This window comes from Amantichitinum ursilacus (genome assembly GCF_001294205.1).
In the GTDB taxonomy this organism is placed as follows: Bacteria; Pseudomonadota; Gammaproteobacteria; order Burkholderiales; family Chitinibacteraceae; genus Amantichitinum; species Amantichitinum ursilacus.
This window is the reverse complement of sequence record NZ_LAQT01000008.1, coordinates 42,939-64,421: the sequence shown is the minus strand read 5'-3', so window position 1 is coordinate 64,421 and position 21,483 is coordinate 42,939. Positions and strand designations below refer to the sequence as shown.

23 protein-coding genes are annotated in these 21,483 nt (G+C 59.8%); 4 read left to right on the top strand and 19 right to left on the bottom strand.

The features are described from left to right. Nucleotides 1-108 precede the first annotated feature (108 nt). The 7 genes from gltA to WG78_RS10315 all read right to left on the bottom strand — a co-directional run bounded on the left by gltA (nucleotide 109) and on the right by WG78_RS10315 (nucleotide 5,871). Nucleotides 109-1,416, bottom strand: coding sequence for a citrate synthase (gltA, locus tag WG78_RS10345; protein WP_053937745.1), 1,308 nt, complete (start codon nucleotides 1,414-1,416; stop codon nucleotides 109-111). Nucleotides 1,417-1,448: 32 nt separating this feature from the next. After that, nucleotides 1,449-1,706, bottom strand: coding sequence for an FAD assembly factor SdhE (locus WG78_RS10340; protein ID WP_053937744.1), 258 nt, complete (start codon nucleotides 1,704-1,706; stop codon nucleotides 1,449-1,451). 175 nt (nucleotides 1,707-1,881) lie between these two features. After that, nucleotides 1,882-2,577 carry a succinate dehydrogenase iron-sulfur subunit gene (locus tag WG78_RS10335; RefSeq protein WP_308417199.1) on the bottom strand — a complete coding sequence of 232 codons (696 nt, stop codon included), beginning with the start codon at nucleotides 2,575-2,577 and terminating at the stop codon, nucleotides 1,882-1,884. Nucleotides 2,578-2,597: 20 nt separating this feature from the next. Further along, nucleotides 2,598-4,364 (bottom strand): succinate dehydrogenase flavoprotein subunit, encoded by a 1,767-nt coding sequence (gene sdhA / locus WG78_RS10330; RefSeq protein WP_053937742.1) that lies wholly within the window; start codon nucleotides 4,362-4,364, stop codon nucleotides 2,598-2,600. Beyond that, nucleotides 4,364-4,714 (bottom strand): succinate dehydrogenase, hydrophobic membrane anchor protein, encoded by a 351-nt coding sequence (gene sdhD, locus WG78_RS10325; RefSeq protein WP_053937741.1) that lies wholly within the window; start codon nucleotides 4,712-4,714, stop codon nucleotides 4,364-4,366. Before sdhD ends, sdhA begins: the two co-directional genes overlap by 1 nt. Beyond that, nucleotides 4,708-5,082 (bottom strand): succinate dehydrogenase, cytochrome b556 subunit, encoded by a 375-nt coding sequence (sdhC, locus tag WG78_RS10320; RefSeq protein ID WP_053937740.1) that lies wholly within the window; start codon nucleotides 5,080-5,082, stop codon nucleotides 4,708-4,710. The genes sdhD and sdhC overlap by 7 nt, the downstream gene beginning before the upstream one ends. A gap of 72 nt (nucleotides 5,083-5,154) precedes the next feature. Then, complete coding sequence (locus tag WG78_RS10315) at nucleotides 5,155-5,871, bottom strand: GntR family transcriptional regulator (RefSeq protein WP_053937739.1); 717 nt, start codon at nucleotides 5,869-5,871, stop codon at nucleotides 5,155-5,157. Between the two features lie 340 nt (nucleotides 5,872-6,211). Here WG78_RS10315 and WG78_RS10310 point away from each other — a divergent pair, with 340 nt between their 5' ends. Beyond that, the gene (locus tag WG78_RS10310) at nucleotides 6,212-7,192 is read left to right on the top strand and encodes a malate dehydrogenase (protein WP_053937738.1); all 981 of its coding nucleotides are present in this window, start codon (nucleotides 6,212-6,214) and stop codon (nucleotides 7,190-7,192) included. Nucleotides 7,193-7,766: 574 nt separating this feature from the next. Here the strand turns inward: WG78_RS10310 and nagE are convergent. Then, on the bottom strand, nucleotides 7,767-9,839 hold the full coding sequence (gene nagE / locus WG78_RS10305) for an N-acetylglucosamine-specific PTS transporter subunit IIBC (protein ID WP_053937737.1): 2,073 nt from the start codon (nucleotides 9,837-9,839) through the stop codon (nucleotides 7,767-7,769). Between the two features lie 297 nt (nucleotides 9,840-10,136). Between nagE and WG78_RS10300 the strand changes: the two genes are divergently transcribed. From WG78_RS10300 to bamC, 3 genes are all read left to right on the top strand, one after another. Then, the gene (locus WG78_RS10300; RefSeq protein WP_053937736.1) at nucleotides 10,137-10,358 is read left to right on the top strand and encodes a hypothetical protein; all 222 of its coding nucleotides are present in this window, start codon (nucleotides 10,137-10,139) and stop codon (nucleotides 10,356-10,358) included. Nucleotides 10,359-10,479: 121 nt separating this feature from the next. Further along, nucleotides 10,480-11,355, top strand: coding sequence for a 4-hydroxy-tetrahydrodipicolinate synthase (gene dapA, locus WG78_RS10295; protein WP_053937735.1), 876 nt, complete (start codon nucleotides 10,480-10,482; stop codon nucleotides 11,353-11,355). Between the two features lie 35 nt (nucleotides 11,356-11,390). Further along, nucleotides 11,391-12,572: an NlpB/DapX family lipoprotein gene (bamC, locus tag WG78_RS10290; RefSeq protein ID WP_161805096.1), complete on the top strand. Its 1,182-nt coding sequence runs from the start codon at nucleotides 11,391-11,393 to the stop codon at nucleotides 12,570-12,572. Between the two features lie 69 nt (nucleotides 12,573-12,641). On the opposite strand, the gene WG78_RS10285 is transcribed toward bamC, so the two are convergent. The 11 genes from WG78_RS10285 to WG78_RS10240 all read right to left on the bottom strand — a co-directional run bounded on the left by WG78_RS10285 (nucleotide 12,642) and on the right by WG78_RS10240 (nucleotide 21,359). Continuing rightward, entirely contained in the window at nucleotides 12,642-13,184 is a 543-nt protein-coding gene (locus tag WG78_RS10285; RefSeq protein WP_053937733.1) for a phosphatidylglycerophosphatase A family protein, read from the bottom strand. A gap of 34 nt (nucleotides 13,185-13,218) precedes the next feature. Continuing rightward, a complete protein-coding gene (gene thiL / locus WG78_RS10280) occupies nucleotides 13,219-14,172 on the bottom strand; it encodes a thiamine-phosphate kinase (RefSeq protein WP_053937732.1) in 954 nt (317 codons plus the stop codon). Nucleotides 14,173-14,183: 11 nt separating this feature from the next. Beyond that, a complete protein-coding gene (gene nusB / locus WG78_RS10275) occupies nucleotides 14,184-14,693 on the bottom strand; it encodes a transcription antitermination factor NusB (protein ID WP_053937731.1) in 510 nt (169 codons plus the stop codon). Continuing rightward, nucleotides 14,690-15,163 carry a 6,7-dimethyl-8-ribityllumazine synthase gene (gene ribH / locus WG78_RS10270; RefSeq protein WP_053937730.1) on the bottom strand — a complete coding sequence of 158 codons (474 nt, stop codon included), beginning with the start codon at nucleotides 15,161-15,163 and terminating at the stop codon, nucleotides 14,690-14,692. Before ribH ends, nusB begins: the two co-directional genes overlap by 4 nt. Before the next feature lie 31 nt (nucleotides 15,164-15,194). Continuing rightward, nucleotides 15,195-16,301, bottom strand: coding sequence for a bifunctional 3,4-dihydroxy-2-butanone-4-phosphate synthase/GTP cyclohydrolase II (gene ribBA, locus WG78_RS10265; protein WP_053937729.1), 1,107 nt, complete (start codon nucleotides 16,299-16,301; stop codon nucleotides 15,195-15,197). After that, complete coding sequence (locus WG78_RS10260) at nucleotides 16,301-16,912, bottom strand: riboflavin synthase (RefSeq protein ID WP_053937728.1); 612 nt, start codon at nucleotides 16,910-16,912, stop codon at nucleotides 16,301-16,303. The genes ribBA and WG78_RS10260 overlap by 1 nt, the downstream gene beginning before the upstream one ends. Next, entirely contained in the window at nucleotides 16,913-17,086 is a 174-nt protein-coding gene (locus WG78_RS23380; protein ID WP_083458911.1) for a YfgJ family double zinc ribbon protein, read from the bottom strand. Between the two features lie 4 nt (nucleotides 17,087-17,090). Continuing rightward, nucleotides 17,091-18,224: a bifunctional diaminohydroxyphosphoribosylaminopyrimidine deaminase/5-amino-6-(5-phosphoribosylamino)uracil reductase RibD gene (ribD, locus tag WG78_RS10255; RefSeq protein ID WP_053937727.1), complete on the bottom strand. Its 1,134-nt coding sequence runs from the start codon at nucleotides 18,222-18,224 to the stop codon at nucleotides 17,091-17,093. Beyond that, a complete protein-coding gene (gene nrdR / locus WG78_RS10250) occupies nucleotides 18,225-18,677 on the bottom strand; it encodes a transcriptional regulator NrdR (protein WP_053937726.1) in 453 nt (150 codons plus the stop codon). It lies immediately after the preceding gene. A gap of 247 nt (nucleotides 18,678-18,924) precedes the next feature. Next, entirely contained in the window at nucleotides 18,925-20,172 is a 1,248-nt protein-coding gene (gene glyA, locus WG78_RS10245; RefSeq protein WP_053937725.1) for a serine hydroxymethyltransferase, read from the bottom strand. 173 nt (nucleotides 20,173-20,345) lie between these two features. Beyond that, the gene (locus tag WG78_RS10240; RefSeq protein ID WP_161805095.1) at nucleotides 20,346-21,359 is read right to left on the bottom strand and encodes a fimbrial protein; all 1,014 of its coding nucleotides are present in this window, start codon (nucleotides 21,357-21,359) and stop codon (nucleotides 20,346-20,348) included. Between the last annotated feature and the right edge of the window lie 124 nt (nucleotides 21,360-21,483).

Below are 21,483 nucleotides of genomic sequence, written 5' to 3'. Positions count from 1 at the left end.
ATCGTGGCTGACGCCCGTCAGCCACGGATAATGCTTATGTTTTTGGTTTGCCACTGCGGGTGCGGCGCTTGCCCACCGCGCCCCGCGTGTGTGTTGCTACTGCTGCGATCAGATGTCTTTCGGATCGGTGGCCGAGCCCGCACGCTGCTCCACCGGCACGTAATCGCGGCGCGGCGAACCGGTGTACAGCTGACGCGGACGGCCAATCTTCATGCCCGGATCGGAGATCATTTCGTTCCAGTGGCTGATCCAGCCCACGGTGCGCGCCAGCGCAAACACCACGGTAAACATCGACACCGGAATATTGAGCGCGGTCAGCACGATGCCGGAGTAGAAGTCGACGTTGGGGTAGAGCTTGCGTTCGATAAAGTACGGGTCTTCCAGCGCAATTTTTTCCAGCGCCATGGCCAGCTTCAGCTTGGGATCGTTTTCCAGGCCGAGCTCTTTCAGTACTTCGTAGCAGGTCTCGCGCATGATGTTGGCGCGCGGGTCCATGTTCTTGTAAACGCGGTGACCAAAGCCCATCAGTTTGTGGGTTTTGTTCTTCACGCCTTCCATAAACGCCGGCACGTTATCAATGCTGCCGATTTCGTCCAGCATCTTCAGCACGGCTTCGTTGGCGCCACCGTGGCTGGGGCCCCACAGACACGCGATACCGGCGGCGATACACGCAAACGGGTTGGCACCCGACGAACCGGCCAGACGCACCGTCGAGGTGGAAGCGTTTTGTTCGTGATCGGCGTGCAGCATAAAGATGCGGTCCAGCGCCTTCACCAGCACCGGGTTCGGCTTGTACTCTTCGCACGGCGTGGCAAACATCATGTGCATGAAGTTGGCGGTATAGCTCAGGTCGTTCTTCGGGTAGTTGAACGGCAGGCCCTTGCTGTAGCGATAGCACATGGCGGCAATGGTCGGGATCTTGGAGATCAACCGGTACATCGTCACTTCGCGGTGGCGCGGGTTGGTGATGTCCAGGCTGTCCTGATAGAACGCCGACAGCGCGCCAGTAACACCCACCATCATCGCCATCGGGTGCGCATCGCGGCGGAAGCCCTGGAAGAAACGCGTCATCTGGTCGTGCACCATGGTGTGGCGCATCACGATGCGGGTGAATTCTTTCTTTTGCGCTTCGCTCGGCAGCTCACCGTTGATCAGCAGGTAGCAGGTTTCCATGTAATCGGAATGCTCAGCCAGTTGCTCGATCGGGTAACCGCGGTAATACAACTGGCCCTGGTCGCCATCAATAAACGTGATTTTCGATTCACACGCCGCGGTGGCCAGAAAGCCTGGATCAAACGTGAACATGCCGGTTTTGGAGAACTGGCGGATATCCACAACATCAGGGCCCAGCGTACCTGCCGTCACCGGCAGATCGATGGTGCCGCCGCTATAAGTCAGAGTGACTTTGTTTTCCATGCTTCAAAGCTCCAGGGTTTTCATCGCTGGCTTCATGCCAGGTCTGTGTGTTGATGAGCGCGAATCCGGTCTATCATCGGCGCCAGGTACGGGTCCGGACACTGCGCCTTGCCATTCAGGTAATCCATCAAATCGTTGTCGGAAAGCAGCAGCATATCGGCATAACGTTGCCACTCGGCGTCAGCCAGGCCGGGCAACACGTCGCGCACAAAACGCTCCAGTTGCAGATCAACCTCCAGCAATCCACGCCGACTGCGCCAGATGACCTTCTTCTTTTCAATTTCGTTCATGCTGCCCGCCGGTTATACGTTACAGTGCCCGCTCAAAACATGCCGTCGCAATGTGTCGGGCGTAGCGAGCGGTGGCAGCTTCATGACCGTCGGAGCGCAGAAACCGGAGCGTACGTTTTGTACGTGAGGATTTCGAGCATCGCCGGGCATCAAGATGCCGCCGCGCAGTAGCCCCTTACACGACGCGTTTCACCATCAGGTCTTTGATCTTGCCGATGGCCTTGGTCGGGTTCAAATGTTTCGGGCACACATCCACGCAGTTCATGATGGTGTGGCAACGGAACAAGCGGTACGGGTCTTCCAGGTTATCCAGGCGTTCATTGACTTGCGTGTCACGCGTATCGGCAATAAAGCGGTACGCGGCCAGCAGGCCGGCGGGGCCGACAAACTTGTCGGGGTTCCACCAGAACGACGGGCACGAGGTGGAGCAGCACGCGCACAGAATACATTCGTACAGGCCATCCAGCTCTTCGCGATCTTTGGGCGATTGCAGACGCTCACGCTCAGGCGGCGGGTCGTCGTTGATCACATACGGCTTGATCGAGTGATATTGCTTGAAGAACTGGGTCATATCGACGATCAGATCGCGGATCACCGGCAGGCCGGGCAACGGACGAATCTTGACCGGCTGTTTCAGATCACGCAGATCGGTAATACAGGCCAGGCCGTTTTTACCGTTGATATTCATCGCGTCGCTACCGCACACGCCTTCGCGGCAGGAGCGGCGAAAGCTCAGCGTGTCGTCCACTGCTTTCAGGCGCACCAGCGCGTCCAGCAGCTTTTTGTCGGAGTCTTCAAGCTCGACGTGATAGTCCTGCATATAGGGCTTCTGGTCGACGTCGGGGTTGAACCGATACAACTGAAAATGCATTTTCATAAGGGCGATCTCGCTTAGTACACGCGCTTTTGCGGTGCGATGTATTCCACCGACAACGGTTGGGTATGCACGGGTTTGTAGCTCAAGCTGCGCGTGGCGCCGTCGTACAGCGTGTGCTTCATCCATTCATCGTCGTGGCGATCCGGGTAGTCATCTTGCGCATGCGCGCCGCGCGATTCCTTGCGCGCCTCGGCCGAAATCAGCGTGGCCACGGCCACTTCGATCAGGTTGTCGAGTTCGAGCGCTTCAGTCCGCGCGGTGTTCCAGACTTTTGATTTGTCTTTGATCTGGGTGCGCTTGGCGCGTTCGGCAATCGCTTTGATCTCCGCCACACCCTTGGCCAGGTTCTCGTCGTTGCGGAACACACCGGCGCGCAGCTGCACGCATTTCTGCATGGCGTTGCGCACGTCGGCCACTTCTTCGCCGCCAGTCTGGTTTTCCAGCCGCGCCAGCCGCGCCAGCGACACATCCGCGGCGTTAGCCGGCAGCGGTTTCCAGTCCTGGCGTTCGGTCTTGATGTATTCAATCATCGAGTTCCCGGCCGACTTGCCGAACACCACCAGATCCAGCAGCGAGTTGGTGCCCAGACGGTTAGCGCCGTGCACCGAGGCACATGCGCATTCGCCCGCGGCGTAGAAGCCGTTGACGCGCACTTCCGGGTTGTCGCCCTGCGGCGCCACCACTTCGCCTTTATAGTTGGCCGGAATGCCACCCATCATGTAGTGCGTGGTCGGCACCACCGGGATCGGGTCTTTGATCGGATCGACGCCAGCAAACTTGATGGCGATTTCGCGAATGCCGGGCAGACGATGGTTGATGATCTCGGGGCCGAGATGGTCGAGCTTGAGCAGCACGTGGTCTTTTTCTTTGCCACAACCACGGCCTTCCAGAATCTCCAGCGCCATGGCGCGCGACACCACGTCACGCGAGGCCAGATCTTTGGCATTGGGCGCGTAGCGTTCCATAAAGCGCTCGCCATTGGCGTTGAGCAGAATGCCGCCCTCGCCGCGCACGCCTTCGGTAATCAACACCCCCGCGCCCGCTACACCGGTCGGATGGAATTGCCAGAATTCCATGTCTTCCAGCGGGATACCGGCGCGCACGGTCATGCCCAGGCCGTCGCCGGTATTGATAAATGCATTGGTGGACGCCGAATAGATACGGCCCGCGCCGCCGGTGGCAAACAACACCGCTTTGGCGTGCAGGATAAAGGTCTCGCCCGTTTCCATTTCCAGCGCGGTGACGCCAACCACGTCGCCATCGGCATCACGGATCAGATCGAGCGCCATCCATTCCACAAAGAACTGGGTATTGGCGCGCACATTGCGTTGGTACAGCGTGTGCAGCATGGCGTGGCCGGTCCGGTCGGCGGCAGCACAGGCGCGTTGCACCGGTGTCTTGCCGAAGTCCGCCATGTGGCCGCCAAACGGGCGCTGATAAATCTTGCCGTTTTCCAGACGGTCAAACGGCATGCCGAAGTGTTCGAGCTCAACCACCACTTCGGGGGCCTGCCGGCACATGAACTCGATGGCATCCTGGTCACCCAGCCAGTCCGACCCTTTGACGGTGTCGTACATATGCCATTCCCATTTGTCCTCTTGCACGTTGCCCAGCGAAGCGGAAATACCGCCTTGCGCGGCCACCGTGTGCGAACGCGTCGGGAAAACCTTGGACAGCACAGCGGTCTTGAGGCCGGCTTCAGACAGTTGCAGAGCCGCACGCAAGCCTGCACCACCCGCCCCTACGATTACTGCATCGAATTTGCGAACAGGAACAGACATCAAGCACCCCACACAACTTTAACGGAATAAACAAGGCTGGCGACCAGCCACAAAATAGTCAGCGTATGCGCCGCCAGCTTCAGGCCGGTGTGCTGGATGTAATCCATCCAGATATCCCGCACGCCCACCCAGGCATGCCACAGCAGCGCCAGCACCGTCACTTGCGTCAGCACGCGCACCCAGCTACAGGCAAACAGATGCTGCCAGGCTTCGTAGCTACCGCCACGCGACGCCAGCAAAAACACAATCACGCCGACTACATAAGCCAGCATGACCACGGCGGTCAGTCGCTGCACCAGCCAGTCTTTCAGGCCGTAATGAGCGCCAATCACAGGGCGTTTGATTACCATGTCAGACCCCCGGTCACGATGGTGAGCACGATGCTGACGCCCAGCACGGCATAAGCGCTGGCGCGGGCCTTGGGCAGTTCAACGCCCTTGTGGATATCCATCAGCAGAAAGCGGATGCCGGCACAGGCGTGATGCAGAAACGCCCACAACACGGCCAGCAAGGCCAGTTTGACCAGCGGATGCGCGATACAGGCGCGAAACGCTTCAAAGCGATCAGCAGAAGACAGCGTGCCTTGCAGCGCGTACAGCATGAACGGCACCGCTGCAAACAGCAGTGCGCCGCTGGCGCGATGCAGGATGGAGACAATCGCCGGCAATGGCATCCTGATTTGCCATATCGCCAGATGTTTAGGCCGCGTTGCACTCATACGCACTCTTCCTTGTGGTGACTTCTAAATACACAAAAGACCAGCCGGCTGGGCTGGCCTGAATCAAATCATTTAAAACACGGGCGCTTGCATGGCGTATTGCTCGGAGCGAAACCAGGCCACGCTCCACACTTGCGGCTTAGCTTCAAAATCGCGCGCCAGCCGAGTGAGCTGCAACACCGGTTCGTTAACGTCGATCTGCAACTGCCGCGCTTCGACCTGGCCGGCGGCGACGGCTCTAAAGCGCACCTCGGTGGTCTTGAGCCGCACGCCGTAATCCAGCCAGCATACGGTGCGCAAATTACCGCGCGCTTCACGCAAGCGGCGAATATCCAGATCCGGAAACACGGCTTCGGGCAGCAACGATTCTTCCACGCCGATCACTTCGCCCTGCACGCGCAACAAGCGCCGCACCTGCCACATGCCTGCGCCGCGCCGCATGCCGAAAATATCGGCCAACTGCTCAGCTGCATGGATACGCGTACAGCTGAGTAATTCAACCCTGGGGATTTCACTAGCAAAGCTGTTTGGTGGTGAAAAACGCAACTCGCCGAGGTCATCACTGGCGGCCTGCACAAACGTGCCGACGCCTTGCCGGCGATACAACACGCCATCGGTGACCAGCCCATCCAACGCTTTTCTGACCGTGCCCTGGCTGACGCCAAAGCGCTGCGCCAGCTCTTGCTCGCTGGGCAGGGCTTCATCGGACTGCCACACACCTGCTTCGATTTCCGAGAGCACTTCGCGCTGAACCTGCTGATAAAGCGAAACTGCAGAGAGCTTTTTCATGGTTGTGCGCTTTTTATCATGTTGTCGCAGCAGCGTCTACTACAGTCTTATATAAGACATAAGACGTTTTGATCGGTGGCGGCCATTACGCGACAAAGCGTGGCAATGCCTTATGCGTGCGTGTTAGACTTTTGCCACTGTGCAACATCCTATTGCGCACGCACCTGTGTAGTGCACGTGCCCGATACGCATAAATCACGTAGCGGCATGTAGCCTTACAACGTAAATCACGGCAGGTGGTGCACATAACTGTTCTCGAAAGGCCGGGCGCGTTGCGCCATCCAGGCCACAGTCGTCGATGGCGGCTTGCCGCCGCTCACCCTTGCGGAGTCTTTACCAAATGAAAACCCCCGTACGCGTTGCCGTAACTGGCGCTGCTGGCCAGATTGGCTACAGCCTGTTGTTCCGTATCGCTTCTGGCGCCATGCTGGGCCCGGATCAGCCGGTGATTCTGCAATTGCTGGATATCACCCCGTCGCTGCCGGCCCTGAACGGTGTGGTGATGGAACTGGACGATTGCGCTTTCCCGCTGCTGGCTGGCGTGGTGCAGACCGACGACCCGAAAGTGGCTTTCAAAGACGCCGACATCGCCTTGCTGGTGGGTGCGCGTCCGCGTGGCCCGGGCATGGAACGTAAAGATCTGCTGGAAGCCAACGGCGCCATCTTTACCGCCCAAGGCCGTGCACTGAACGAAGTGGCCAGCCGTGACGTTAAAGTACTGGTGGTGGGCAACCCGGCCAACACCAACGCCTATATCGCGATGAAGAACGCCCCGGATCTGAACCCGGCCAACTTCACCGCCATGATGCGTCTGGACCACAACCGCGCACTGACCCAACTGGCGCAGAAAACCGGCAATGTCGTTACCGACGTCAAGAAGATGATCATCTGGGGTAACCACTCCAGCACGCAGTATCCGGATATCTTCCACGCTGAAATCAAAGGCCAGAACGCCGCGCAACTGGTTAACGATCAGAAGTGGCTGGAAACCGAATTCATCCCCACCGTGCAACAACGCGGCGCCGCCATTATCAAGGCGCGCGGTTTGTCGTCGGCCGCATCGGCCGCCAACGCCGCCATCGACCACATCCGTAACTGGGTACTGGGCACGCCGGAAGGCGACTGGGTGACTATGGGCGTACCGGCCAATGGCGAATACGGCATCAGCGATCTGATCTTCGGCTACCCGGTGACCTGCAAAGACGGCAAGTACACTATCGTCGAAGGCCTGGACGTGAGCGAATTCAGCCGCGGCCGCATCGATGCATCGGCCAAGGAACTATCGGAAGAGCGCGATGCGGTGAAGCATCTGCTGGGCTGATCCCAACGCAGGCAGTTGAGATTAAAAAGCGGACCCAGCGGTCCGCTTTTTTTTACGCTTTATAGGGTGGGTCTAGACCCACCACACAAGGCCGCAAGCCAGGCCCACCGCGACCGACACACCCGTCCGGACAAGTTTGACTCGCTCTATCGCTATAAATGGCATTACAGAACACGGACCGAACATTGGACGCAAAACGCGGTTGACCTGGCGAATGGCTCTGAGTGGTGGGTCTTGACCCACCCTATGCGATTTCGGCGCAGGCAGTTGAAATAAAAAGCGGACCCAGCAGTCTGCTTTTTTTGCTTTATAGGGTGGGTCCAGACCCACCATTCAAAGCCGCAAGCCACCTGCACCGCGGCCGGCATACGCGTCCGGTGACGGGTTTGGCAGCAGATTGCAGAACACACCGCAAGTTAAACGCAAAACGCGGTTGATATGGCAAATGGCTTTGAGTGGTGGGTCTAGACCCACCCTATGCGACTTGCCCATCGGTGGTTGGGCACAAAAAAAGCGGAAGGCCGCAGCCGTCCGCTTTTTTATCGCCAGAGCCGAAGCCCTGGCAGCAACGCAATTACTTGTTCAGCAGCACGTACAGCGGCGTCTTGCCCGCTTCGACCGCGCCGGTGGCCGCATCGGCCAGGCCAGCAAACTGGTCGGAATTGCTGATGACCACCGGGCTGATCAGCGATTGTGCGTGCTGGCCCAGGTATTCCAGATCAAGTTCCAGCACCGGATCACCCGCGTTCACATGCGCACCTTGCGTAGCCAGACGGGTAAAGCCCTGGCCGCCCAGCTTGACGGTTTCGATACCGATGTGAACGATGATTTCCGCGCCATTGTCAGCGACCAGTGCAAAGGCGTGGTTGCTGTTGAAGATCTTGGCGATGGTGCCGCTAGCCGGGGCAACCACAAACTTGCCGGTCGGCTGGATAGCGATGCCGTCACCCACTGCCTTGCTGGCAAATGCAGCGTCCGGCACTTGATCCAGCGGAACAATGTTGCCGCTCATCGGCGCAACCAGCACCAGGCCCTTGGGCGAGGTCGGTACGACGGTAGCAGCGGGTGCAACCGCAGCGGGTGCAACGGCCGGCGCAGCGACAGGCGCAGCCACCGGAGCCGGAGCGGCCACCGGGCGAGGCGCAACCGGAGCCGGTGCCGGCACTGCAGCAGCCGGACGACCCAGCACAGCACGCATGCCATCAGCGATCAGTTCGGCGCGCGGCCCAACAATGATCTGCACGTTTTGCTTGTTCAGACGGATCAGGCCCGAAGCGCCCAGGCGCTTGGCGGCGGCTTCATCCACATTGGCCGTATCAGCCAGCGTCAGACGCAGGCGAGTGATACACGCATCAATGGCAACCACGTTGGCCGCACCACCGATCACATTCACGTAGCCAGCGGCCAGGGTGTTGATGTCGGAAGAAGCGTCAACATTGGCGCCAGCAGCCGGAGCGGCATTGACGTCGTCATCTTCGCGGCCCGGGGTCTTCAGGTTGAACGCGGAGATCGCGCCACGGAAGGCCAGGTAGTAGATGAAGAAGAACACGACGCCCTGCACCAGCAGCATGAACCAGTCTTTAGCCAGCGGGTTCTTGGTGGACAGCACCATATCGACCAGACCTGCCGAGAAGCCGAAGCCGGCAATCCACTGCATCTTGGCGGCGATAAACACCGACACACCGGTCAGGAACGCGTGCAGCAGGTACAGCGGCGGCGCCACAAACATGAACGAGAATTCAAGCGGCTCGGTAATACCGGTAAAGAACGACGCGAAAGCAGCAGCGATCATGATCGATGCAACGCGGGTCTTGTTGGCGGGCTTGGCGGTTTGATAGATCGCCAGCGCAGCGCCAGGCAGACCGAACATCATCACCGGGAAGAAACCCGCCTGGTACATACCGGTGACGCCCACAACAGCCTTGCCTTCCGCCAGCGACTTGGCGCCGCCCAGGAAGTTGGGAATGTCGTTGATGCCAGCGACGTCAAACCAGAACACCGAGTTCAGCGCGTGATGCAGACCCACCGGGATCAGCAGACGGTTGAAGAACGCATAGATACCGGCGCCCACCGCGCCCATATCCTTGACGCTTTCGCCAAAGTGAACCAGGCCATTAAAGATGATCGGCCAGACCCACATCATGATGAAGGCGACGAAAATCATCACAAACGACGTGATGATCGGCACCAGGCGGCGTCCACTGAAGAACGAGAACGCTTTGTGCAGTTCAACGCGGTGGAAGCGGTTATACAGTTCGGCCGAAATAACGCCCGTCAGAATACCGACGAACTGGTTATTGATCTTGCCAAACGCGGCCGGAACGGCCTTGGGATCGAGACCCTGGATCTGGGCCACCGCACCGGGCGAGCACAGCGTGGTCAGTACATAGAAGCCCACCAGGCCTGCCAGCGCAGCAGCGCCGTCGCGGTCTTCGGACATGCCGTAGGCCACGCCCACAGCAAACAGGATAGACATGTTGTCGATAATGGCCGCGCCTGATTTGATCAGGAACGCAGCAAGGGCGCTATTGGAGCCCCAACCGGTCGGGTCTAGCCAATAACCTACACCCATCAGAATGGCTGCTGCAGGCAATGTCGCCACAGGCAACATCAGCGCGCGGCCGATTTTTTGTAAATATCCAAGCATGTTTAGTCTCCGCCCTTCCTCAAATGGCCGCGCCAGCGCGCCGCTAAAACCGGATTGCTGGTCTGGCAAGACTGCCGCTCGCCCTGTCGCAAAAATAGTGCGTGGGGCTGACGGCCTCCTGTTTACTATCAACTGCACTCATAACTCGGCCTGACTTTGTGTGCGTTAGGTCGCACTCAAAGTTGTAATCTGTGGCCGTGGCACTGTAAACCTGGGCCGATTATTCCATCGGCCCTCCAGTCCTTGCAAATCCGTAACGGTATGTGCAGCGGATTCGGCACCAAAGTGCGGCATTCAATGCTTTTGCTTAACGCGGTGGTATACGTGATTTCGCATCTGGCCGCAGGCGGCCAACCGGGTTATTCGCCCGCGCGTTACTCGATCAAGCTGCCTGGCTTCTTTGCGCTGCGCAAACATCAGCGCAATCCTGGCGCAGTTTTTTGCGAGCCCGGCACCCACAAGTCCGCTGGTCTGGCCCGCTCGGCCTTACAACGGCCGCGCGCTGCTTTCTGCCTTTGATACCTGCAGCAACTTATCCGGTTTCCGCGGCTTGCCTGGTTCGGTTAGAATGCCGGTTTATGCGTCTGCGGCCTTGTCTTTATAGCCGCCGGATTTGATAGTCTGAACAAGGTATAGCTCCATGCTGACAGGTAGTCTGGTTGCGATCGTCACGCCGATGAAGGATGACGGCGCCCTTGATTTCGAACGCTTGAAAAAACTGGTTGACTGGCATATCGAGCAAGGCACTGACGGCATCGTTGCAGTGGGCACCACCGGTGAATCCCCCACAGTCGATGTCGAAGAACACGTTGAGCTGATCCGTTTCTGCGTCGAACATGCGGCGGGCCGTGTGCCTGTTATCGCAGGCACCGGCGCCAACTCCACCCGCGAAGCCGTACACCTTTCGCGCCGCGCCAAAGAAGTCGGCGCTGCCTATGGCCTGTCGGTGGTGCCCTACTACAACCGGCCCACGCAAGAAGGCCTGTACCTGCATTTCAAGACCATTGCCGAAAGCAGTGGTCTGCCCACCATCCTGTATAACGTACCGGGCCGCACCGTGGCCGATCTGGCCAACGACACCGTTTTGCGCCTGGCCGAACTGCCCGGCATCGTCGGTCTGAAAGACGCCACCGGCAACCTGGAACGCGCAGCCGATCTGATCAAACGCGCGCCCGCTGACTTTGCTTTGTATAGCGGTGACGACGCGTCTTCGCTGGCCTTTTTGTTGTTGGGCGGCCATGGCGTGATTTCGGTGACCGCCAACGTGGCCCCGCACGCGATGAGCCAGCTATGCCGCGAAGCCGCCGCAGGTAATATCCCCGTTGCGCGTCAGATCAACGACAAGCTGCAGGATCTGCACAAGAATCTGTTCGTCGAAGCCAACCCGATTCCCGTCAAATGGGCCCTGCAGGCTATGGGGCACATCGGCGCCGGTATCCGCTTGCCGCTGACTGCCCTGTCCGAGGGCGCTCAACCCGTGGTACGTCGCGCGCTGCAAGCCGCCGGCCTGCTGTAATCCCCGAATAATCTAGCCTGATGCAGAAAACAAACATGAAAAACCTGTTCCGCCTGATGCCTGTTGCTGCCGTGCTGGTGGCCGCCGGTTGTACTTCTGTTGACCAGATGCCGTTTCAGAGCAAGGTCGATTACCGCTCCGGCAGCGATAACCTGTCGCGCAACTCGCTCGAAATCCCGCCCGATCTGACTTCGCCCAACGTTAACAACGGTTATATCGTGCCGGGCAAATCGGTGCTGGCCGCTGGCGCTTCAGCCCCGGCCGCTGCGGCAGCGACCACCACCGCCCCGGCGCAAGCCGCAACGCCAGCGCTGGCCCCGGAACAACGCGCACAACTGGTGCAAGCCGGCGCGCAACGCTGGCTGGTGATCAAGGGCGATCCGGAAAAGCTGTGGCCCGATATCCGTCAGTTCTGGCTGGATAACGGCTTTCTGCTGACCACCGACAATCCGCAGATCGGCATCATGGAAACTGATTGGCAAGAAAACCGTGCCAATCTGCCGCAAGACATCGTCACCAAGCTGTTGCGCAAGATTGCCGATGGCGCCATTTCCACCGGCCTGCTGGACAAGTTCCGTACTCGCGTCGAACGCGGTGCGGCGCCGGGCACCACCGAAATCTATCTGTCGCATCAGGGCATGCAGGAAGTCTACAAAGACAACGGCAGCTCGGATCAGCGCATTGGCAGCAACGCCACCGGTAACCAGGGCACGCAAACCATCTGGACCCCGCGCCCGGAAGATCCGGAGCTGGAAGCGCAAATGCTGGCCATGATGCTGAACCGCTTTGGCATGACGCCGGAACAGGCGCAAGCCACCGTCGCCGCGCCAGTCAAGCTGCCGGACGGCGCAACGCTGACCGACAACAACCAGTCGCTGGCCATCAACGACAGCTTCGATCGCGCATGGCGTCGCGTTGGCCTGGCGCTGGATCGCAGCGGCTATCAGGTGTTCGATCGCGATCGCAGCAAGGGCATCTACTTTGTGCACCAGGCCGCCAACGATATCAGCGGCGAGAAGTCGGACAGCGTATTCAGCAAGCTGGCCTTCTGGAAATCGAAGCCTGCCGACAAGCCGGCCGAACAAATTGAATATCACGTGCAGTTGAAGCAGGAAGTCAACGGCATCAAGCTGGTGGTCACCGACAAGAGCGGCGCGGCGGTCGACAGCAAGACGGCCTACCCGATCCTCAGCACGCTGCAACAACAGCTCAAGTAATCGGGCGGATTGGGCAAATAAAAACGGACCTCGCGAGGTCCGTTTTTTTATTGCCGCTGATACATGCTTTTAAACCAGTGGCGCCGCCGCTTGCAGCAACCACACCAGCAAACCCGCGTACACCGCGGCCAGGATGTCATCGAGCATCACCCCAAAACCGCCGGGCACGCGCGCATCAAAAAAGCGGATCGGCCACGGTTTCCAGATATCAAACAAGCGGAACGCGGCAAAGGCGATGCCCCACCACAGCGCGATCTCGGCCAGCGGCATGCTGCCAGCGCCAGGCGTCGGCACCAGTAACAGCACCAGCCACATCGCCACGATCTCGTCGATGACGATGCCGCCGTGGTCATGCACGCCCAGATCATGGCCAGTAACGTGCGCTGCCCACCAGCCAATCAAAAAGGTCACCGCGCACACGGCGAGGATGGCGTTAACGCCCAGACCCAGCCACAGCATCAAGGCATACAGCGGCAAGGCCGCCAGCGTGCCAAATGTGCCCGGCGCTTTGCGCGGCAAACCGCTGCCAAAACCCAAGGCAATAAAGTGCGCCGGTTTGCTGAACAAGAAACGCAGATCGGGCTGGATCAGCCCACGTTTGGATGCAGACATAAAAATTCGCTAATCGTTAAGGGGGTTACGGCGTTTAGCGGAAATGATCGTAGGCTTTGCGCGAAGTCGGTAACGGCAAGCCCTGCGCATCCAGCACCACCACTACCGCATCGCCTGCCGCCATGCGACCGACACGCGTGACGGGCACATCGCATTGCGCGGCCAGATCGACGATCGCCTGGCGTGCTGCTGCGGGTGCACAGAAACACAATTCGTAATCGTCGCCACCCGCCAGCGCCAGTTGCAAAGCCGTGACGTGGTCCAGCTCGGCCAGCGCATCGGCCACCGGGATGGTCGCCGCGCGCAATTGCGCGCTTAAACCCGAGCGTTGGCAGATATGCGCCAGATCACCCAGCAAACCATCGGAAATATCCAGACACGCGTGTGCCAGCCCGCGCAGGCCCTGCCCCAACGCCACGCGTGGCGTCGGCTGTTGTAGCCGCGGCAAGCACTGCGCCAGCGCGCCGGCCGATAACGGCAAGCCTTCCAGCCGCTGCGCCACCGCGGCCGCCGCAGCGCCTAGCTGGCCCGACACCCAGATGTCGTCATCCGCTTGCGCGCCGCCGCGCAACAACGCGCTGCCCTTCGGCACTTCGCCCGCGATCTGGATACTGATGGTCAACGGCCCGCGCGTGGTATCACCACCCACCAGTTCGAGGCCATGCGCTTCGGCCAGCGCGAACATGCCGCGGCTAAACGCTTCCAGCCATGCCGCATCAGCGTGTGGCAACGCCAGCGCCAGGGTAAACCAGCGCGGCGTCGCACCCATGGCGGCCAGATCGGACAAATTAACCGCCAGGCTCTTGTGGCCCAGCGTAAACGGGTCGACGTCTTCAAAGAAATGGCGGCCCGCCACCAGCATGTCCACTGAAATGGCCAACTGCTGGCCGGGCGCAGGCGTCAACAAAGCAGCGTCATCGCCCACGCCCAGATCGGCCACCGTGCCCGGCCGATGAAAATAGCGGGCAATCAGATCGAATTCGTTCAAGCTGCGGTCGCTTAACGTTGCCGTTTGGCGCGAATCGCTTCGACTTCAGCCGGACGCACCACGGCGGCCAGTTGGTCGAGCACGCCGTTCACAAACTTGTGGCCATCGGCGCCGCCAAAGGTTTTGGCCAGCTCGATGGCTTCGTTGATGATCACCGGATATGGCGTTTCGGGCATGTTGATGATTTCTTGCGCGCCCACCAGCAAAATTGCGCGTTCCACCGGGCTGACTTCCGCCAGGTCGCGGTCCACGTGCGGACGCAGCGCTTCGGTCAGATGCGCCTGGCCACCCAGCGCGCCCACCAGCAGATTGCGAAACAGCGCCTCGTCGGCCTTCACAAACGATGTGCTGCTTTCGCGCAGAAACTTCTCAATCGACGTGACCGAATCATTGGTCAGTTGCCACTGATAAATACCTTGCATCGCGAACTCGCGGGCGCGGCGGCGGGCCGACTTGGGTGGTGCTTTTTTGGGTGCGTCTGCACCCGGCGCGGCTGCGCCCGACTGGTTCGTGTCGCTCATGCTTTCAATACCTTTTGCAGATTGGCCATTTCGACGGCCACTTTGGCGGCATCCCGACCCTTCTCATCCACGCGCACTTCAGCTTGCTCGTCGGTTTCGGTGGTCAGGATGGCGTTGGCGATCGGCACGCCGTGGTCCAGCGTTACTTGCGTTACGCCAGCGCCCGATTCGTTGGAAACCAGTTCGAAGTGATAAGTCTCGCCGCGGATGACGGCGCCGAGGCCAATCAGCGCGTCAAAGCGACGGCTCTTGGCCAGCGTTTGCAGCACCAGCGGGATCTCCAGCGCGCCCGGCACACTGGTCACCAGCAGGTCGGATTCCTTCACGCCCAGCTTGTTCAGTTCGTCCAGCGCGGCGTCGCGCAGACCTTCGCACACCGGCGTGTTAAAGCGGCTGTAAACCAACGCAATGCGCAGGCCCGCGCCGTTCATATCGGGCGCGATAAACTGGATATTCTTGCTCAATGTCATGATGCTTCCTTCGTGGATTACGTGTTACGTATTACTTTTCCGCGCAGCGCGGTAATTCAAAGCCGGTAATTTCGAGACCAAAACCGGTCATGCTCGGCATTTTGCGTTCGGGCGACAGCAACCGCATCTTGCCCACGCCCAACGATTTGAGCATTTGCGCACCGATGCCATAGGTACGCATATCCCATTTGCGCGGCTGCTCCAGCTTCAGCTCGGGCAAGGCGCGCGCCAGCAGATCGTCGCCGTTTTCAGTGCGGTGCAACAGGATGACTACGCCACGCTCGGCGCGTGCAATGGCTTCGAGCGATTCGCGCACATTCCACGAATGCGCGCTGTGCGCCAGATCCAGCCAGTCCATCACGCTCAGTGGCTCGTGCACGCGCACCAGCGTCTCTTCGCCCGGCGTGGGTTCGCCATGCACCAGCGCCAGATGCGTGGTGCTGGTCAGCGTGTCGCGGAACACATGCAGTTTGAACTCACCGGCAAAGGTCTCGACGGTGCGCACGCCTTTGGTCTCGACCAGCGATTCGGTCTGGCTGCGATAGTGGATCAGGTCGGCGATGGTGCCGATCTTGATCTGGTGTTGCTCGGCAAACTCCAGCAGCTCGGGCAAACGCGCCATGCTGCCGTCGTCGTTCATGATTTCGCAAATCACCGACGCCGGCGACAAACCGGCCAGCATCGCCAGATCAGAGCCGGCCTCGGTATGACCCGCGCGCACCAGCACGCCACCGGGCTGCGCCAGCAAGGGGAATACATGGCCCGGCGACACCAGATCGCCCGGCTTGGCATCAAACGCCACCGCGCGGCGGATGGTCAGCGCGCGGTCGGCGGCCGAGATGCCCGTGCTGACGCCTTCAGCGGCTTCGATCGACACGGTGAAATTGGTGCCGTGACTGGAGCCATTGTTGTTGACCATCAACGGCAGATTCAGCTGCTTGCAGCGGTCGGCGCTCAGCGTCAGGCAGATCAGCCCGCGGCCGTACTTCGCCATAAAGTTAATGATTTCGGGCGTGACATAATCGGCCGCCAACACCAGATCGCCTTCGTTTTCGCGATCTTCTTCGTCCACCAGGATCACCATCTTGCCGGCGCGAATGTCGGCGATGATGTCTTTGATTGGTGCGATGCTTGCCATCAGATTGCTCCCGCCGCCAGCATGCGCTCGACGTAGCGGGCGATCAGATCGACTTCCAGGTTTACCCTGGCGCCCGCGTGCAGTTCGCCCAGCGTGGTGACGGTGAGCGTGTGCGGAATCAGGTTGATCGAAAACTCCACGCCCTCAGCGGCATCGCGCACCCAGTTGGTGGTCAGCGACACGCCGTTCACCACCACCGAGCCTTTGACAGCCAGATATTTTTTCAGCGATTGCGGCGCGCGGATGATCAGTTCGCGGTTGTCGCCCACCGGCTCAAAGCTGATCACTTCGCCCACGCCATCCACATGGCCCGACACCAGATGGCCACCCAGACGGTCGGACAGACGCATGGCTTTTTCGAGGTTTACCTTGCGGCCCTGATCCTGCAGACCCACCGTCACGCGCAGCGATTCTTCCGACACATCAATGCGATAGCGCGCATCGGGCTGCAAATCCACCACCGTCATGCACGCACCGTTATGCGAAATGCTGTCGCCCAGCGCCACGTCCGATAAATCCAGCTCGGGCGCATGCACCACCAGGCTGACGCCACCTTCAAATGGCTCGACTTTTTCGATCGTGCCGAGGCCTTGCACAATACCGGTAAACATTCAGGGGGTTTCCTTGTTTTGATCTGCGAATTGGGCTGGATTGGACTGGCGTACGCGTTGCGAAGACTTGAGTTCGTTGCAGCCGTTGCAGAAATAACTGCGCGCGCCGCACGCCACCAATACTTCAAGCGGCTGGCCACAATCGGGACATGCGAGGGCGGGGGCGGATGTCATCGCGTTACTCCTGCGTCACAAATAGAGCCGGATCGGTAAATCGCAAGTCCAGCCTTTGATCAACGCCCACCATGCGCCGAGACAGCACGCGCGGAGCCAGGCGGGCGGCCAGTTGGGACAGATCGAGTTCGGCTGCGCCCCGGCCCGGTTCACCAATAATGACCGGCGCCTGATACCAGATGATTTCATCCACCAGACCGCTGCGCAAAAACGCGCCGTTCAGGATCGCGCCCGCTTCCACCGTCACTTCATTGCAGCCGCGCTGCGCCAGTTCGGCACTCAATGCGGGCAGATCGATACGACCGTCGGCATCAGGCAGGCTGATTACCTCAGCGCCCGCATCGCGCAAAGCGGCTTCACGCGCGCCATCAAGCACCGCGCACACAATCAGTACGCCCGGCGTTTGCAAGATTCGCGCCGAGGGCGGCGTGCGCAGGCGGCCATCAAGCACCACCCGCAAAGGCTGGCGGCCGATATCGGCAAACACCGGATCACGCACGGTCAGTGCCGCATCGTCGGCCAGCACAGTGCCAATGCCGGTGATCATGGCGCTGGAACGCGCGCGCAATGCTTGCACATCGGCGCGCGCGGCCGGGCCGGTAATCCATTGCGATTCGCCATTGGCCAGCGCGGTGCGGCCATCCAGCGACGTCGCGATCTTGACCCGCAACCACGGCCGGTGCCGGATCATGCGACTGAGAAATCCACGATGATGTTCGGCGGCTTCATTGGCCAGCAATCCGTGGCTGACTTCGATACCGGCCGCACGCAAGCGCGCCAGGCCCTGCCCCGCCACCAGCGGATTGGGGTCACGCAAAGCCACCACCACGCGGCTGACGCCCGCCGCGATCAGGCCATCCGCACACGGCGGCGTACGGCCGTGATGGCTACACGGTTCCAGCGTCACATAAGCCGTCGCGCCACGCGCTTGCTCGCCGGCCATGCGCATCGCCATCACTTCGGCATGCGCGTGGCCGGTGGGCTGGCTGTGGCCTTCACCCACGACCCCGCCATCGCGCACCAGCACACAACCCACGCTGGGGTTGGGCGGCGTGATGTAACGGCCGCGCGCCGCCAGCGCCAATGCATGCTGCATATGGGCGTAGTCGGCAGCGCTGTAGCGGGCCACTTCGGTCATTTATTGTTTGGTCACTTCACGGATGACGTCGCGGAAATCATCGACGTCAGAAAACGAGCGATACACCGAGGCAAAGCGGATATAAGCCACCTTGTCGAGCTTGGCCAGCTCGGACATCACCATTTCGCCAATCTGGCGCGACATGATTTCGCGCTCGCCGACGGTAAGCACACGCTGGATGATGCGCGAAATGGCTTCGTCCACCAGTTGGGTGGGCACGGGGCGCTTGTGCAGTGCGCGCTGGAAACTGGTGCGGATGCGGTCGCGATCAAACTCGGCGCGCTGGCCATTGGCCTTGACCACTTGCGGCAACCGCACTTCGGCGGTTTCGAACGTGGTAAAGCGTTTGTCGCACACATTGCAACGACGACGCCGGCGTACGGTATCGCCTTCGTCAGAGACGCGGCTATCCACCACTTGGGTATCGGGTGAGCCGCAGAATGGACACTTCATGCGAAGCCTCCGGGGGTTCAAAGAGCAAGCCTGTACAGGCAAAACAGCCCGCCGGCGCATACAGCGGCGGCGGGCCAATCAAAGAGCGTCAAGCTAGCACATCAACTACAAATTGCACCATCCATAGGGTGGGTCATGACCCACCCATCAAAGCCGTCACAACGAAGAGGAATATGAGCCTTCGTGCATTTCTCAATGGCTTTGAATGGTGGGTCTTGACGGGGACGCCGAGTCCCACCCTATGCGTTTACTCGCCGTAAACCGGGAAGCGGGCGGTCAGTGCTTTGACCTTCTCCGCCACCGCAGCCAGATTGGCTTCGTCATCCGGATTATCCAGCACGTCGGCAATCAGATTAGCCACTTGCGCCGCTTCAGCTTCTTTAAAGCCGCGCGTGGTGATGGCCGGGCTGCCGATGCGGATGCCGGACGTCACAAACGGGCTTTCCGGATCGTTGGGAATCGAATTCTTGTTAACGGTGATATGCGCCTTGCCCAGCGCCGCATCGGCGGCCTTGCCGGTCAGGCCTTTGGGACGCAGATCCACCAGGAACAGATGCGATTCGGTATGGCCCGAGATAATGCGCAGACCGCGTTCGGTCAGCGCTGCGGCCATCGCTTGCGCGTTCTTGATTACTTGTTGCTGGTAAGTCTTGAATTCAGGTTGTGCCGCTTCTTTAAACGCCACCGCCTTGCCGGCGATCACGTGCATCAGTGGGCCGCCTTGCAGCGCCGGGAACACGCTGGAATTCAGCACTTTTTCAAATTCCGCCTTGGCCAGGATCAGGCCACCGCGCGGGCCGCGCAGCGTCTTGTGCGTGGTTGAGGTCACAAAGTCAGCGTGCGGCACTGGGTTCGGATACAGGCCAGCAGCGATCAGACCGGCGTAATGCGCCATGTCGACCATAAAGTACGCGCCCACCTTCTTGGCGATGGCGGCCATGCGCTCAAAGTCAAAGCGCAATGCATAAGCCGAAGCGCCGCCGATAATCAGCTTGGGCTTGGCTTCGATGGCGATGCGTTCCATCTCGTCGTAATCGATTTCTTCTTTATCGTTCAGACCGTACGGCACGATATTGAACAGCTTGCCGCTCAGGTTGGCGGGCGAGCCATGGGTCAGGTGACCGCCGTGGCCCAGGTTCATACCCATGATGGTGTCGCCCGGCTTCAGCACGGCAAAGTACACCGCCTGGTTGGCTTGCGAACCCGAATGCGGCTGCACGTTGGCGTATTCAGCGCCAAACAGTTGCTTGACGCGGTCGATGGCCAGTTGCTCCAGCACGTCTACATGCTCGCAACCGCCGTAAAAACGTTTGCCCGGATAACCTTCGGCGTACTTGTTGGTCAGCTGCGAACCCTGCGCTTCCATCACGGCCGGGCTGGTGTAGTTTTCGCTGGCGATCAGCTCGATATGTTCGTGCTGGCGTACCACTTCGCCTTGAATGGCGGCAGCGAGATCGGGGTCGTACTGAGCAATAGTCCGGGAGCGGGAGAACATGTGCGGCGTGTCCTGAAGGTCGGGGAAGTCGGCGATTTTAACACGGGCGCGGTGGTTGTTTGCGGCAAAGTTCTTACCGGGCCGCGTGAGCCAGATTCATACCGCCGCCCCAGGATATGGGGCTGCGGTGTACAGGAAGGAGAACAGCACAGTGTACGGCGAACCTGGGCCGCTTAGCGGTACTGCATCGTCACTGTTGCGACGGCATTGAAGGCGCCGACAGAAACCGGGCTGGTTTGCTTCGACAGCACCGCTTCCAGCGGACGGCTTATGACGTTGCCACTCCAGTCCTCAAGCATCGTAATGGGCGTATCCATTACGATATTGCCCTTGCCCGCCTCGCGGACGGTGATGCCCACCGAGGTGTTGTCTGTGGGGATAATGATGGTTTTGGTCGTGTCGGTATTCGGGCTCGAAAAAACCACATCAACCGTTAGAGGCGCACTGCAGCTCTGTGCAGAAAAATCCAGCGAAAACGGCACCACGCGTTGTTTACCGGCTTCCAGAGCAGGTTTTGCGATGGCTTTGAACGTGATGACAGCAGGCGTAGTTTTGACTGTGGGCACGCAGGTGCTTGGCTTGGTGCCGTTAAGCCCGATCAACCGGTAGGTAAAGGTGTACTTGCGCACCTGTCCGAACGTACTGGAGTGAAAACCGTAACGGCGCCCCCCTAGCGAGAAAACATCGTACTTGTCCACGACAGCCGCGCCGATCATTGCCGCGTTTTTTCGCATGATCACCTGAAAGTCCAGCGTCATGCCCACCTGAAAGACGCTATTGGCTTGTTGTGGCTGCCAATTCGTATAGATGTAAGTCATGATCATCTCGCCGTAACTGTTCTGCTCGCCCGTTCCTCCCCAATAAGTTTTACCCCGATAAACGATGCCGAACTGAACCCCCGGTATTGGCGTCACTCGCTCTGGATTGGCATAGATAACGACGTCATCGGAATCCTGGGCGAACGACTCAGTGCAAATGAGGGGCACATGGTACATGGGCGAGCGCCAGAGTTCGGTGCCGGAGGGCAGAGCGTCCAGCACCGCCATCCCCTTCATCTGCTCATTAATCTCCTGGGTATATTCGGTGTAGCGGCTTTCGAAGCCGCATATCAAAGCCAGGGCCGGTTTTGCTGAAAACAACAGACACATCCCCGACACCCAGATCAACCTGGCAAGTTTGTTCTTCATGGTGGGCCTCATCCTGATTGCTTCGCCGGCCAGAAACGCCGGGAAATCGGCAAAAAAGGATGCACTTTGCCAGCGCCATTCCGCCTACCACATAGGACGATTCTCTCCGCCGGCTATGCGCTTG